The sequence below is a fragment of the Dyadobacter sp. BHUBP1 genome (assembly GCF_050587785.1).
Classification (GTDB): Bacteria; Bacteroidota; Bacteroidia; order Cytophagales; family Spirosomataceae; genus Dyadobacter.
In genome coordinates, this window is record NZ_JBOBIH010000005.1 from 190,314 (window position 1) to 206,011 (window position 15,698).

General features: G+C 50.2%; 9 protein-coding genes. 3 read left to right on the top strand and 6 right to left on the bottom strand.

What is annotated here, in order from left to right:
* Positions 1-169: 169 nt before the first annotated feature.
* Genes ACQ4MZ_RS20795 through topA form a run of 3 tightly spaced genes read right to left on the bottom strand, consistent with a single transcriptional unit; the run spans position 170 to position 4,145 of the window.
* Positions 170-1,051, bottom strand: a complete 882-nt coding sequence (locus ACQ4MZ_RS20795) for a bifunctional 5,10-methylenetetrahydrofolate dehydrogenase/5,10-methenyltetrahydrofolate cyclohydrolase (protein WP_106598327.1) — start codon at positions 1,049-1,051, stop codon at positions 170-172.
* A gap of 3 nt (positions 1,052-1,054) precedes the next feature.
* Positions 1,055-1,744, bottom strand: coding sequence for an SIR2 family NAD-dependent protein deacylase (locus tag ACQ4MZ_RS20800; RefSeq protein WP_430848071.1), 690 nt, complete (start codon positions 1,742-1,744; stop codon positions 1,055-1,057).
* Positions 1,745-1,766: 22 nt separating this feature from the next.
* A complete protein-coding gene (topA, locus tag ACQ4MZ_RS20805; protein WP_430848073.1) occupies positions 1,767-4,145 on the bottom strand; it encodes a type I DNA topoisomerase in 2,379 nt (792 codons plus the stop codon).
* A gap of 328 nt (positions 4,146-4,473) precedes the next feature.
* Between topA and ACQ4MZ_RS20810 the strand changes: the two genes are divergently transcribed.
* Both ACQ4MZ_RS20810 and ACQ4MZ_RS20815 read left to right on the top strand, forming a co-directional pair.
* Complete coding sequence (locus ACQ4MZ_RS20810) at positions 4,474-7,245, top strand: bifunctional aconitate hydratase 2/2-methylisocitrate dehydratase (RefSeq protein WP_430848075.1); 2,772 nt, start codon at positions 4,474-4,476, stop codon at positions 7,243-7,245.
* Positions 7,246-7,301: 56 nt separating this feature from the next.
* Complete coding sequence (locus tag ACQ4MZ_RS20815; RefSeq protein ID WP_430848077.1) at positions 7,302-9,572, top strand: aconitate hydratase; 2,271 nt, start codon at positions 7,302-7,304, stop codon at positions 9,570-9,572.
* Positions 9,573-9,970: 398 nt separating this feature from the next.
* On the opposite strand, the gene lspA is transcribed toward ACQ4MZ_RS20815, so the two are convergent.
* Both lspA and ACQ4MZ_RS20825 read right to left on the bottom strand, forming a co-directional pair.
* Positions 9,971-10,483 (bottom strand): signal peptidase II, encoded by a 513-nt coding sequence (lspA, locus tag ACQ4MZ_RS20820; RefSeq protein WP_430848079.1) that lies wholly within the window; start codon positions 10,481-10,483, stop codon positions 9,971-9,973.
* A complete protein-coding gene (locus ACQ4MZ_RS20825) occupies positions 10,483-11,172 on the bottom strand; it encodes a 3-keto-disaccharide hydrolase (protein WP_430848081.1) in 690 nt (229 codons plus the stop codon). The genes lspA and ACQ4MZ_RS20825 overlap by 1 nt, the downstream gene beginning before the upstream one ends.
* Before the next feature lie 145 nt (positions 11,173-11,317).
* Here ACQ4MZ_RS20825 and ACQ4MZ_RS20830 point away from each other — a divergent pair, with 145 nt between their 5' ends.
* Complete coding sequence (locus tag ACQ4MZ_RS20830) at positions 11,318-13,135, top strand: M61 family metallopeptidase (protein ID WP_430848083.1); 1,818 nt, start codon at positions 11,318-11,320, stop codon at positions 13,133-13,135.
* A 42-nt stretch (positions 13,136-13,177) separates the two neighbouring features.
* Here ACQ4MZ_RS20830 and ACQ4MZ_RS20835 read toward each other — a convergent pair whose 3' ends face one another.
* On the bottom strand, positions 13,178-15,625 hold the full coding sequence (locus ACQ4MZ_RS20835; protein ID WP_430848085.1) for a T9SS type A sorting domain-containing protein: 2,448 nt from the start codon (positions 15,623-15,625) through the stop codon (positions 13,178-13,180).
* Positions 15,626-15,698 lie beyond the last annotated feature (73 nt).

Sequence of the window (15,698 nt, forward strand, 5' to 3'; positions counted from 1 at the left end):
CGGAACGTCAGGATTTAAGCAAATCCTGACGTTCCGGCATTTTTTACTTCGGCCATCGGCTACCGGCAGTCGGCTTTTGCAAAACTGCATTTTGGCAACGCTGACTGCTAATGTCTAGTTATTAAAACCTTAAACAAAAGCCGACAGCCGATGGCCGACAGCTGACAGCCTATTTATAAATTTCCTTCTTAGCTGCTTTAAACGTGTTGGTCAGCAAACCGCAGATGGTCATTAGTCCCACACCACCGGGAACGGGCGTAATGTAGCTTGATTTCGGTGCCACATCGTTGAAATCGACATCGCCTTTGATCGAGAAGCCGCTCTTTTTGGTAGCGTCCGCGACGCGGGTAATGCCTACGTCCACTACAACCGCACCTTCTTTGATGTAGTCAGCCTTCACGAATTCCGGACGGCCCAACGCCACGATCAGGATGTCGGCCGACTGGCAGATCTCTTTCAGGTTTTGTGTTTTGCTGTGCGTGATCGTTACGGTGCAGTTACCCGGGTAGGTATTGCGCTGCATGAGAATGCTCATCGGCAGACCTACGATCTGGCTACGGCCGATTACCACACAATGTTTGCCGCTCGTTTCGATTCCTGCGCGGATCAGCATTTCGAGGATGCCAAAGGGCGTCGCGGAAATGTAAGCAGGCAATCCCTTGCACATTCTGCCGACGTTAATCGGGTGGAAACCGTCCACGTCTTTCGCAGGGTTTACGGCTTCCATCACTGTGTTTTCAGAAATGTGTTTTGGTAGCGGCAGCTGTACGATAAAACCGTCTACATCGGGATCGTTGTTCAGTGATTCTACGGCTTCGAGAAGCTGGGCTTCGGTAATGTCGGCTTCGAAACGCAGCAGGGTGGAGGTGAACCCGATTTCTTCGCAGCTGCGGATTTTGGAGGCTACGTAAGTTTCGCTTGCACCATCCTGGCCCACGAGTATCGCTGCCAAATGCGGTTTTTTGCCACCGCCGGCGACCCATTGTTCAACCTCGGCCTTTATTTCAGATTTTATTTGGGAAGAAATAGCTTTCCCGTCGAGTAGTTGCATTGATTATTCAGGTAGTAAATATTTCTTGATCAAAGTTTGCATTCCCGTCGTGGCTTTTTCCTGGATGAAAACCATATTGGATTTTAAAGTAATGTCCGGCTTATTCGGATCCACAATGTAAATACGTTTGCCGATGGGGACATAATGAACGAGCCCGGCAGCAGGGTAAACGGCAAGGGATGTGCCGATCACCAGGAACATATCCGCCTGCTCGGTCACATCCACGGCTACTTCCATCATGGGAACCTCTTCGCCAAACCACACGATATGCGGCCGTAATTGGCTACCTAACTCGCACAGATCGCCCGTTTTCAGCTCCCAGCCGGTCATTTCATAAACCAGTTTCGGATCTTTCGTGCTCCGCGATTTGAAAAGTTCCCCATGCAAATGGATCACTTTCGTCGAGCCGGCGATTTCATGCAGGTTATCGACGTTCTGCGTCACGATCGTCACGTCGAAATGCTTTTCCAGTTCCGCCAATGCGTAATGTGCCGCATTAGGCTTCACATCCGCCGCTTGTTTCCGGCGCTGGTTATAGAAATCCAGTACCAACTCCTGGTTACGAATCCAGGCTTCGGGCGTAGCGACGTCCTCAATGCGGTAATTATCCCAAAGCCCATTATTATCTCTAAAAGTACTGATCCCGCTCTCAGCGCTGATCCCTGCTCCGGAAAGTACAACCAGTTTTTTCATGGGCTTCTTCGTTTTATGTGTGTTAACCTTTTTTTGTTACTTTTTTAGCAGCTGGCTTCTTGGCGGCAGGCGCCTTTGCGGGAGCAGCTTTTTTGGCTCCGCGTCCGGCCGGTTTGTCCGGTGTTTCGGCGGCCAGTTTCAGCACCTGGTCGTAAGTCAGCGATGCCGGCTCGGTACCTTTCGGAATTTTCACATTCTTCTTTCCAAAAGCAATGTAAGGCCCGTACCGTCCATTCAGGACTTTTGCCTCAGGATCTTCCGCAAATTCCTTGATCGTGCGGTTGGAATCCTGTAAGCGCTTTTCTTCAATAATTTCAATCAAACGTTCCTCGGTGACGGCCATGGGATCATCCGTTTTGGCCAGCGAGTAATATTTGCCGTCGTGCTTCACGTAGGGACCGAATTTACCGACGTTCACGACCATTTCCTTGTCTTCGAAGAACCCAACCTGGCGAGGCAGTTTGAATAGTTCAAATGCCTCTTCCAAAGTGATGGTCTCCATCAGCTGGCCTTTCTGCAAGCTGGCGAAACGCGGTTTTTCTTCATCTTCCACGTCGCCTATCTGCACGTACGGACCGTATTTCCCGATTCTTACCGATACTTTTTTGCCGGTGGCCGGATCTTCGCCCAGGTCGCGGGAAGTAAGGCTCTTGTCGATCGCTTCTTCGCGCGCTTCGGCGACTTTCTTCTGGAACGGCGTATAGAAATTTTTGATCATCTGTTGCCAGCCCAGTTGGCCTTCGGCAATATGGTCAAAATCCTTTTCTACGCTCGCTGTAAACGAATAATCGACAATGTCCTGAAAATGGCTCACCAGGAAGTCGTTAACGACCATTCCGGTGCTGGTAGGGAAGAGTTTAGCCTTCTCCGAACCATATATTTCTTTATTTACCTTGCTCTTGATCTGATCGTTGGCAAGGGTCAGTTCCTTAAATTCCCTTTCAACGCCCGGACGGTCCTCTTTGACAATGTATTCCCGTTTCAGAATTGTCGAGATCGTCGGTGCGTAAGTAGACGGGCGGCCGATCCCCATTTCTTCGAGTTTTTTCACCAGACTCGCCTCGGTATAGCGTGGCGGGTTGCGGGTAAACCGCTCTGTCGCTTTCATATCAGCCAGTTTCAATACCTGACCGATGTTCAGCGGCGGAAGCATTCCTTTTTGTTCTTCATCACCTTCGTCATCGCTGGATTCGAGGTACACTTTCAGGAACCCTTCGAATTTGATCACTTCACCTTGTGCTACCAGCTCTTCCGAGGTGGTCGAAATGCCGATAGTGGCAGTGGTACGCTCCAATTGGGCGTCCGACATCTGCGATGCGATGGCGCGCTTCCAGATCAGCTCGTACAGGCGTTGCTCATTGCGGTCACTGCTGCCTACCAGCGTTGAGAAATCGGTAGGACGGATAGCTTCGTGTGCCTCTTGCGCCGATTCGGACTTGGTTTTGAATATACGGCGATTATAATATTCGTCCCCGTATTCTTTCGTGATCTGCTGCTTTGACTTATCAAGCGCTTCTTCCGAAAGGTTGGTAGAGTCGGTACGCATGTAGGAAATCTTACCGGCTTCGTACAGGCGCTGTGCGACGGTCATCGTCTGCGCGACCGAAAAACTCAGCTTGCGGGATGCTTCCTGTTGTAGTGTAGAAGTTGTAAATGGCGGTGCAGGTGTTTTTTTAGCAGGTTTTACTTCAAGATTACGGATCGAGAATTCAGCCCCGATACATTTTTCCAGAAACTGATACGCTTCCTGTTCGGTAGGAAAGTTCTTGGCCAGTTCCGCATTCAATACTTTTCCGTTGCCGAGATCGAAATGCGCAGTGACCTTAAAGCTGCTTTTGCTTTTGAAAGCATCGATTTCCCTTTCCCGCTCTACTATTATACGTACGGCCACCGATTGTACCCGGCCGGCCGAAAGGTTCGATTTTCCAATGCGGATTTTTTTCCAAAGCACCGGTGAAAGTTCATAACCCACCAGGCGGTCGAGGATTCGGCGTGCCTGTTGGGCGTCTACCAGGGCTGTGTCGATGGTCCGCGGCTTTTCGATGGCATTCCGCAGAGCGGTTTTGGTAATCTCACGAAATACGATCCGCTTGGTATCGTCTGGAAGCCCAAGAGCTTCTTTCAAATGCCAGGAGATAGCTTCTCCCTCGCGGTCATCATCGGTCGCGAGCCATACTTCTGCATCTTTTGCCAGTTTTTTGAGCTCTGAAATGACTTTGACTTTATCGGAGGAGATTTCGTAAGAGGGTTGGAAACCATGTTCAACATCAACACCCATATCGTGTTCCGGGAGGTCACGAACATGTCCGAAACTGGACTTGACAGTGAAATCCTGCCCAAGGTAACTTTCAATGGTTTTGGCCTTCGCCGGTGACTCTACGATCACCAGATTTTTTGACATAACTTTCGATTTAAGGGACCTGGTAGCACTTTGAATGTCCAAATATAGGGCACAATCCGAGAAAAAATCAAAGCGCAAATAAAAGCTGATTGAAAAACAGAACGCGTTACTACACCTCCCGAAGGGGGTATTTCAAATTATTTCTTCAATATACAGGTTGTCAGAACAAAAAAAATTGGACGGGGGTTATCTAAATGTACGATTAGAATATACTGGTTTTAAATAGTAGGGAAAATCGGACGGAATGCCTCCGTATATTCTGTAATTTCGTACTTTCGCCCGTTTTATTGACAACAGATATTGCCTTTAACATTGAAAAGATTTCATCATGAATATCTATCAGGACTACATTAACGAGATTGAAGAAAGAAAGACCCAGGGGCTTCACCCGAAGCCGATTGATGGTGCCGAATTGCTGGGAGAAATCATCGCACAGATCAAGGATACAGCAAACGTGCATCGGGAAGACTCTCTTAAATTTTTCATTTACAACACCTTACCAGGAACTACAAGTGCAGCTGGTGTGAAAGCCAGGTTTTTGAAGGAAATCATCCTGGGAGAATCCGTAGTAGCAGAAATATCACCTGCCTTTGCATTTGAGCTGTTGTCGCATATGAAAGGCGGCCCTTCCATTGAAGTATTGCTTGACCTCGCCCTGGGCGACGACCTTTCTATCGCAAAGTCGGCGGCAGAGGTGCTTAAAACACAGGTTTTCCTTTATGATGCCGACACCGACCGTCTGAAAGAGGCATTCAAAAACGGCAACGAAATCGCCAAAGACATTCTGGAAAGCTACGCCAAAGCTGAATTCTTCACGAAGCTTCCCGAGCTTCCGGAGGAGATCCAGGTCGTTACTTATATTGCGGGCGAAGGTGATATTTCCACCGATTTGCTTTCTCCCGGTAACCAGGCCCATTCACGCTCCGACCGCGAATTGCACGGCCAATGCATGATCACTCCGAAAGCACAGCAGGAAATCAGGGCTTTGCAGGCAGAGCACCCTGGCAAGAGCGTCATGCTCATCGCCGAGAAGGGTACCATGGGTGTTGGTTCATCCAGGATGTCGGGAGTGAACAACGTGGCACTCTGGACTGGCAGGCAGGCAAGCCCATATGTTCCGTTCGTGAATATTGCTCCGATCGTGGGTGGTACGAATGGTATTTCTCCGATCTTCCTTACGACGGTAGACGTTACCGGCGGTATCGGTATCGACCTTAAAAACTGGGTCAAAAAGGTGGACGCGGACGGTAATGTGGTCCGTAACGAAAACGGTGACCCTGTTTTGGAGGAAGTTTACTCCGTAGCGACGGGCACTGTTTTGACCATCAATACCCAAACAAAGAAACTTTACAATGGCGAAAAGGAGCTGATCGATATTTCGAAAGCCCTGACGCCTCAGAAGAAAGAATTTATCAGAGCCGGTGGATCATACGCTATCGTATTTGGTAAAAAAATCCAGACAGTCGCAGCGAAAATCCTGGGCATTGAACCAACGCCTGTGTTTGCTCCTTCCAAAGAGATTTCCAATGAAGGACAAGGTTTGACTGCGGTAGAGAAAATCTTCAATAAAAATGCGGTAGGTGTAACGCCAGGCAAAGTGCTGCATGCCGGTTCGGATGTTCGTGTAGAAGTCAATATCGTCGGTTCGCAGGATACGACGGGTTTGATGACGGCACAGGAGCTCGAATCGATGGCGGCTACCGTGATCTCGCCGATCGTGGATGGCGCATACCAGTCGGGCTGCCATACGGCATCGGTTTGGGATAAAAAAGCGCAAGCCAACATCCCGAAACTGATGAAGTTCATGAACGACTTCGGCCTCATCACCGCTCGGGACCCGAAAGGAGAATACCACTCCATGACCGACGTAATTCATAAGGTATTGAACGACATTACCGTCGACGAATGGGCCATCATCATCGGCGGCGACTCCCACACAAGGATGTCCAAAGGCGTAGCGTTCGGTGCCGACTCCGGAACCGTTGCATTAGCGCTGGCTACCGGTGAAGCATCCATGCCAATCCCCGAATCCGTGAAAGTGACTTTCAAGGGTAGCATGAAAGAGCACATGGACTTCCGCGATGTGGTTCATGCCACCCAGGCACAGATGTTGCAGCAATTTGGCGGTGAGAACGTATTCCAGGGACGTATCATCGAGGTTCATATCGGAACACTGCCTGCTGACCAGGCGTTTACTTTCACCGATTGGACTGCTGAAATGAAGGCTAAGGCTTCTATCTGTATTTCGGAAGACGACACGCTGATCGAATCTCTGGAAATCGCGAAAAACAGGATCCAGATCATGATCGATAAAGGCATGGATAACCACAAGCAGGTTCTACAGGGCTTGATCAACAAGGCGGACAAGCGCATTGCGGAGATTAAATCAGGTGAAAAACCTGCTCTTGCGCCGGATGCGAATGCAAAATATTACGCAGAAGTGGTGATTGACCTCGACGCGATCGTTGAGCCTATGATCGCCGACCCGGACGTTAACAACAAAGACGTTTCCAAACGATATACCCACGACACAATCCGTCCTATTTCCTATTACGGCGACGATAAAAAGGTAGATCTTGGCTTTGTAGGTTCATGTATGGTTCACAAAGGCGATTTGAAGATTGTTTCTCAAATGCTTAAAAACCTGGAAGAACAACAGGGGAAGGTTGAGTTCCATGCACCGCTGGTGGTAGCTGCCCCTACCTATAATATTATTGAAGAGCTCAAAACCGAAGGAGACTGGGATGTGTTGCAGAAATACTCCGGCTTCGAATTCGACGACAATGCACCGAAAGTTGCTGCACGTACGGAATACGAAAATATGATGTACCTCGAACGTCCGGGCTGTAACCTTTGCATGGGTAACCAGGAAAAAGCCGCGAAAGGGGATACCGTAATGGCTACTTCGACGCGTCTGTTCCAGGGAAGGGTCGTGGAAGATTCGGAACGTAAAAAGGGAGAGTCGTTGCTGGCATCGACACCGGTTGTGGTACTGTCGGCTATTTTGGGCCGCATTCCTAGTATGGATGAGTATAAGGCCGCTGTGGTGGGTATCGACCTGACCAAGTTTGCACCTCCTGTTAAGGCACTAAGCAGATAGTAATTTAGTGTTTCAATGTATGAAACCGTGAATGTGTAATCATTAATTTAAGAGCTATGGCGTTTGACTTAGATATGATTAAGGGCGTTTACGCCCGCATGGAAGAAAGAGTGAATGCTGCCCGCAAAGTAGTAGGACGGCCTTTGACATTGTCAGAGAAAATTTTATACTCCCACCTGTGGGAAGGAACGGCCACACAAAGCTACGAACGTGGCAAGTCGTATGTGGATTTCGCTCCGGACCGCGTGGCGATGCAGGATGCAACGGCACAGATGGCGCTGCTGCAATTCATGCAGGCGGGCCGCCCGAAAGTAGCGGTTCCTTCTACCGTCCACTGCGACCACCTGATTCAGGCGGAAGTGGGTGCTGCGCAGGATTTGAAGAATGCCGTAGACAAGAATAAAGAAGTATACGATTTCCTTTCCTCCGTTTCCAACAAATACGGAATCGGTTTCTGGCGCGCAGGTGCAGGTATCATTCACCAGGTGGTACTGGAAAACTACGCATTCCCCGGCGGAATGATGATCGGTACCGATTCGCACACGCCCAATGCGGGTGGTTTGGGTATGATCGCGATCGGCGTGGGGGGCGCGGATGCGAGCGATGTGATGTCCGGTCTTGCCTGGGAATTGAAAATGCCCAAGCTGATCGGTGTGAAACTGACCGGCAAACTGAGCGGATGGACGGCTGCGAAAGACGTGATTCTCTGGGTGGCAGGCCAGCTCACTGTAAAAGGGGGAACCGGCTACGTGGTAGAGTATTTCGGCGAAGGAGCCGAAAGCCTTTCCGCGACTGGTAAGGGTACCATCTGTAATATGGGTGCGGAAATTGGTGCTACCACTTCGATCTTCGCTTACGACGAGAAAAGTGCTGCTTACCTGAGGGCAACGGAACGTGCAGATGTGGCTGATGCTGCGGATAAGATCAAAGAATACCTTCGTTCCGACGATGAAGTGTATGCAGATCCTGCATCTTACTACGATCAGCTTCTCGAACTAGACCTTTCTACCTTGGAGCCGCATATCAACGGACCATTCACGCCGGATCTGGCATGGCCGCTTTCCAAATTTGCTACGGCGGTAAGAGAAAACGGATGGCCGGAAGTACTTTCGGTAGGCCTGATCGGTTCCTGCACCAACTCGTCCTATGAAGACGTAAGCCGCGCCGCTTCTCTTGCCCGCCAGGCGGTTGACAAGAAATTGCAGGTTACGTCCGAATATACCATTACGCCCGGTTCAGAGCAGGTACGGTACACGGTAGAGCGCGACGGTTTCCTGGATACCTTCGAGAAAATCGGTGGGGTAGTGCTGGCGAATGCCTGTGGGCCTTGTATTGGCCAATGGGCGCGTCATGGGGCGGAGAAGGGAGAGAAAAACTCTATTATCACCTCATTCAACCGCAACTTCTCGAAACGTGCCGATGGTAACCCCAATACGCACTCTTTTGTTGCTTCGCCTGAAATCGTAACCGCCATGGCCATTGCCGGGCGTCTTACTTTCGATCCGCGTGTGGACAAATTAGTCAATACCGACGGCGAGGAAGTATTGCTCGACGAGCCGACCGGTCTGGAATTGCCTACGAAAGGTTTTGCAGTGGAAGACGCCGGCTATCAGGCTCCTGCAGAGGATGGCAGCAAAGTTGAGGTTTTGGTGAGCCCAACTTCGGACCGCCTGCAATTGCTCGAACCATTCCCTGCCTGGGAAGGAACAGACCTTACAGGCCTGAAACTCCTGATCAAGGCGAAAGGCAAGTGTACCACAGACCATATTTCAATGGCGGGTCCATGGTTGAAATACCGCGGACACCTGGATAATATCTCGAACAATATGCTGATCGGTGCGGTTAACTACTACAACGAGAAAACCAATTCCATCAAAAACCAGCTTACCAACCAGTATTCCGAAGTACCGGCCGTGCAGCGTGACTACAAAGCACATGGTATCGGCACGATCGTAGTGGGTGACGAAAACTACGGGGAGGGTTCATCACGCGAGCACGCGGCGATGGAACCGCGCTTCCTGGGCGTACGCGCGATTTTGACCAAATCTTTTGCACGTATCCACGAAACCAACCTGAAAAAGCAAGGTATGCTGGCGCTGACGTTCGTAAATACCGCAGATTACGACAAGATTCAGGAGGACGATACAATCGATATCCTCGGCCTGGAAACATTTGCGGAAGGGCAACCTCTGACGGTCGTCTTGCACCACAACGACGGTACGACCGAGGAGTTCCCTGTAAATCACACCTACAATGCCCAGCAGATCGAGTGGTTCAAAGCAGGTTCTGCACTGAATATCATTCGCAAATCGGTTGGCGCTGCGTAGGCGATGTTGTTATTCCAAAATGCAGAAATGGCTCCTGATCATCGGGAGCCATTCTGTTTTAGTTTGAAATGCAATCATCCAGATTTGAAATATCGGATCGAAATGCCCCGGAGGGGCAACCTGTTTATAGCAATACAGAATTCCGCAGTTTAAAGGCTCCGGAGAAGCCTCCTGTTATCGGATTTTCATAAGTCCAACGATTTTACAGCCCGGCGGGCCTTCTTTTGCGTGACCGTTACATGCCTGGCGGCATTTAAATCCGTGATGAATGCGGCGGGCAATAATTGTAACAAATGAATGGTTAACCGCAATAAAAAAATGCCGTCAGGCATGCGACAACAATAATGGCGTCATACGCCAATGTTCATGAATAGCGTCGTCGTATTCCTGATGTGCCCTCAAATCCCGGGAAACCTCGACTTTTGTCTGCTATATGACTGGTAGAGAAAGATAAACATCCCCGTCATGATCGAAACGTCGGCCATGTTGAATATGCCGGTTTGAAATAACCCGAAATTGATATGCATGAAATCGGTGACCGAGCCGTGCACGAGGCGGTCGTAAATGTTACCGATCCCTCCGCCGATGGCAAAACTCAATGCAAGCGCACTCAGCCAGGTGAGGTTCTTTTTCGTCAACAGGTAAATAATGCCGAATAGGAGTGCGATCAGCGGGATGACGGACAATACAAATATCTTGATCGAATCGGGTAGTGAACTTCCTATGCTCAGGAATGCGCCCGTATTTTCAACGTAGGTGATAGTTACGTAGTCCTTGATCACGTGGATGGTCTGATAAAAGCCCACATTCTCCCTTACCACGCTTTTCGAGATCTGATCGCAGCCGATATTGGCGATCAGGACTACAAGAATGGAGACATTCCTGACCAGACGGTTTGATTTAAGTTTCATTATCTGGAAAGCGCTTTAATCGGCGTCAGTTTAATATCCTTGAACTCAACTTCGGAGCCCTCCGACTGCAATGCGATCTGGCCTTTTGAAGCCGTCGCGTCATAGCCATAGTTGACCAGCACGCCGTTGAGCCACACTTTAATTGAATTCTTAACACATTCTATCACCATCGAATTCCATTCGCCCAAAGGCTTTTCCGTGCCGTCGGTGAGGTTGGGAATGCGGCGGAGTTTGTCGCCGTTCACGCCCCATTTCTCCTTGGGCCCGCGGCGTTTCTCCATGTCGGGAACTGTAATATCTTCCTGAATGCACCAGAAATCACCGGCATTCAGGTGCATCATTTGTATTTCGATGGATTTGGGAAACATGTCATACAAATCGCGTGGTTTGGAAACGAATACCAGCGCGCCGCAATTGCCTGGCTTGCCTGCAAAGCGGTACTGATAGGTAAACCGGAAGTTCTCGTATTGCGCGTCTGTGATTAGGTGCCCGCCGGGCGTTCCCAGGCTCACGAGCAGGCCATTGCGCACGAGGAACGGGTTCACAGCCTTAGGGTCTTTGTCCATTTCGGGCACATCAATGTGCCAGCCTTTCAGGTCTTTGCCGTTGAAAAGCGCTTTCGTTTGACTGTATGCGTATTGTGAAGTGATAGCGAGGGGCAGGGCGAGCGAAAGGAACAGTTTCTTCATGAAAGGTCGATACTATTTAAAGGTTTAATGGGATTTGAACCGGAAAAATTAAGCAATAATCGGGTTAGTAGCGGTATGATCGCTTCAAATGTTCGGTTATTGGGTTAAATTGGTGCATTATCATTTCAAATCATCTAATCAGTCCATGAAAAAACTGGCCGCATTGCTTGCCACGCCCATGTTATGCTCGTACGCGTTCGCGCAATCGATCCGCTACGATGTATCCTTTCCCAACATCGTCCACCACGAGGCCCGTATCGTCCTGACGGTATCGGATGCGCCTCAAAAAGAGCTCCTTTTCAGGATGTCGCGCTCGTCCCCGGGCAGGTATGCGACGCACGAGTACGGGAAGAATGTGTATGATGTGGCGGCATTTGATAAATCGGGCAAGCCGGTGCCAGTGCAGCGAGTGGATGGTGATGTATACAAAATTGCCGCTCTCAACGGTTTTGTGAAAGTAGAATACACATTGTATGCCAACCACGCTGACGGTACTTATGCCGGAATCGACGCCAGCAGCGTGCATTTGAATATGCCGGCTACATTCATGTGGGTGAAAGAGCTAGAAAAGGCACCAATAACGGTGGCGTTCAATTTGCCGAAACCGAATTCGTGGACGATCGCCACCCAGCTCAAAACAACCGACGATGTGAACGTTTTCACCGCTCCCAATTTGCAGTACTTCATGGATTCGCCCATCAAAATCGGCCAGCTCACGATCAAGGAATGGACGGTGCCCAATACTGATAACAAGCCATCGCAGTTCAGGCTTGCATTGGAAGCGAAGGGCAGCGACTCGCTCACTACCGCATTTGCCGGAAAAATAAAACGCATTACCGAGGAGGCGCGGATGGTTTTCGGGGAATTTCCGGTGTTTGACAACGGCAGCTACACCTTTCTCGCCAGCATTAATCCGTATGTGAAAGGCGATGGTATGGAACACCGCAACAGCACGATGATCACTCTGCCCGTCGCATTCGACGGCTCCGACAACCTGCTGGGCGTGTTCTCGCACGAGTTTTTCCACACCTGGAACGTCGAGCGCATTCGCCCGAAAACACTGGAACCTTTCAACTTTGAAAAGAGCAATATGAGTTTCGAGCTCTGGTTTGCCGAAGGATTTACCCAATATTACGGTGATTTGATTCTCGAAAGGGCCGGTTTCGATTCATTGGAGGAATATTGCAGGACGCTGACATCCCTCGTTAATACCAAGGAAAATACAGCCGGAGCAAAGCGCATTTCGCTTGTGCAGGCCAGCAGCAATGCTGTGTTCGTGGATGCAGGCGTAGCGATCGACAAGACGAATTATCCGAATATTTATACTTCTTACTATCCTTACGGAGCCTCGGTGGCGCTGGCATTGGATCTTCAATTAAGAGGCAGGGGGCTGAATCTCGATGATTTTATGAAAGCTGTTTGGACAAAACATGGGAAACCGGAGATTGCCTACAATGTGTCGGATCTGGAAGCGGTTTTGGCCGCCTATACCAAAGACAAAGCGTTTGCGCAGCAGTTTTTTACAAAATATATCAACGGACACGAATCGCTGGACTACACACTGCTGCTCGCCAGGGCGGGATTGCTGTTGAAAAAACAGTTTGAAGGACAAGCGTGGATCGGCGATATGCGCTACAAAGAGGGTGTCGGGCTCACGATTATTGCAAATACCATCATCGGAAGCCCTCTTTATAAGGCCGGACTGGATATTGATGATGAAATCCTGAAAGTAGATGGAAAACTGGTATCGAAAAACGATGAATTGGCTTCCATATTGAAAATGCATAAACCTGGCGACCAGATTGCTGTGGAATATAAGCACCGCGACGAGCAGAAGACGGTAATGCTTGAACTCGCTGAAAATCCGCGTTTGCAGGTAGTTACGTTCGAGGAGGCGGGGCAAACGGTTTCGGCCGATATGCAGGCATTCCGAAAGGCCTGGCTGGGAAGTAAATGGAAGTAACCAAAAAGCGGTTGCCTAAAATCAGGCAACCGCTTTTTGCATTTAGCGTGTGAGTAAAATCTTTTTCGTTTCTACCGAATCCGGCTTTTTAACTTGCAGCAGGTAAATGCCTGCCGGAGCATGGTCGAGCTTAATGCGTTCTTCATGCGAACCCTTTCCGCTAACACTGCGGGTATGCCAAACCTTGCCCTGCACGTCTGTCACACGAATAGTTGCCGCTTCGCCCATTTTCAAATGGAAGCTGGCTTTGAACTCGCCGGGGGCGGGGTTGGGGTAGGCTTGGAGCAATGTTAGGTCGGTCGGTGTTGAAATAAACTCCGGTGCGGCCATTCTCGCGTTGCTTTGCACATTTCCGACACAAATCTTGTCCTGACGTACGGCTGGCCCTGATAATCCCTGAATGCGGATTGTATTTTGTCCAGGTACCAGCGTCACCCAGAACGTCTCCTCCCGCGAAACGATGTTCCAACTGTTGGTAGGAGGTAGTTGCACTTCCGGGAGGATAACGCCGCCATTTACCGATACGCTCACTTTGGCTGTCGCCTCTGCGTAATAGCGAAGCGTTACGGGATATGTCCCTGCGGCAAAATTGTCGAGCTGGTAATCCACATAGTAGTTGTAATCGTTTTGAGAACCCCGGGTCTGGCCGTTCGAGGCGTTAGGATCGCTGCTCGTCGCACCGTTGCTCATCGCGTTTTCGGCTTCCACACAGGCGTAGGTCGAACCACCGGACGTAGGGCAGCTGTTGACCATGATGTCGACGGGAATATTCTTGCTCACACATCCCTCTCTTCCGGCTACAAGCGTATAGGTGTAGATTCCATTGGCAGAAGGCGCCTGAACGTCTATGTTTTGGGTATATCGGCCAAAGCCATCGGGTCCATGCCAATTGTAGAAAATAGATCCGCAATCCGGGCCGGTACAGTCACCGCTCAACGTAAACCAGGAGCCGCACTGAGGACTGGTCGTGGAAGCGTTTGCAGTCACATTAAAATCGCAGGAAACGCCTGTTCCAGGCAGTTGTTCGATGCACATCCTGTCGTGTCGCACAGGGCTGTAACCGGGCAATCCTTTCAAAATGATGATATTCAAACCTTTCCGCAGACCAAAAACGAGTGTATGCTCTTTCCAGACTATATTCCAGGAATTCGAAGCCGGAAGCTCTATTTTGTATGGATAGGGTTCGCTATTTAATTGTACTTCAATGGCGGTATTGGCTTCCGCATAATACCGGAATGTAATGGCGTGAGGGCCGTCTACCTGCACATCGTGAACCAGGTAATATACTGAATAATCCTGCCGGTCCTGGCCGCCCCGTGTCTTGCCGCCCGATGCATTCGGATCCGTTGTAACGGGCCCGGTTCCACCCGCATCCTCGGCTTCAAGGCATACTTTGAACGGCCCGTCGCCACAATCGGTGATGATGAGCTTAAATTCGGTGACATTGTCCGGACAGCCCGGCTTTGAGGTAGTTCGGGTGTAAGTGTATGTGCCGTTCTGGGAGGGCGCATAAAAATTTACGGACGATTCTCCGGGGCCTGAAATATCAAGGCCTGGTCCCGACCATTTGTAATCCAGGCCTACGCAGCCGAACCCGTTGCAATCTGCTATCGCCCACATACCTTGCCCGCAGCTGGGCGTATAATCGCTCACAACCGTCCCCACGATGTAATCGCATTCGACAGGCGTATTTTGTACACGTATTTGCATGGTCGCCGTTGTATCGGGACAGCCGGGTTTCGAAGCAGTTACCGAGTAGAAGTAGTCTCCCACGGCCATTGGGGCGGCTGTTGAAATAGTCTCGCCATTGAGCGCAATGCCATTGCCGCTCCACGCGAACGTGGTTGCGCCGCAATCACCGCCGGTGCATTTGGCGCTGAGGTTCATCGTTTGTCCCGGTGTATAAATAGGATGGATCTCTACCGAAAAAGGGCGTATTTTATAGTCGCAGGACACAGGCTGACCCGTGTCGCCGGTTCTTACCAGGCAGATTCTATCCTGGCGGGCAGGGCTGTGAGAGGGTAAGCCACCTATGCGGATTTTGCTGTAACCTTCGGTTAAAGTAACATCGATTGTGCGTTCTCCCCAAACGATATTCCAGGAATTGGTAGCCGGCAAACCCACGACCGGTGCCGTCTCCGCACCGTTAATGGAAAGCCAGGTCCAGGCATCGCCTTCCGCATAGTAGCGGATCGTGAGCGCGTACCTTCCGGCGGGCGCCCCAAACACTTCATAGTCAACATAATGGTCCCAATTGTCCTGCGCTCCTCGCGTTTTGCCGTTAGAAGCATTGGGATCCTCGGTGATCGGCCCGGTGCCGTTGGAATTTTCGGCCTCGATACACACACTGAACGGCTCGGCATTCACTGTGGGCGGGTTGTCCGAAGTACGGATGCCGGAGGGAGCATTGCCATCACCGCCCGTAGGCGCAACAGCATAAGAGGCAATCGCTGAGAGCAGAATGCCAATGACGAACGTAAAGGTTTTCATAGCATGCAAGGATATGTGGTTGAATGGACATCCCAACGGAATTGTTGGAAAAGACAATCTGAACTTGGATTGT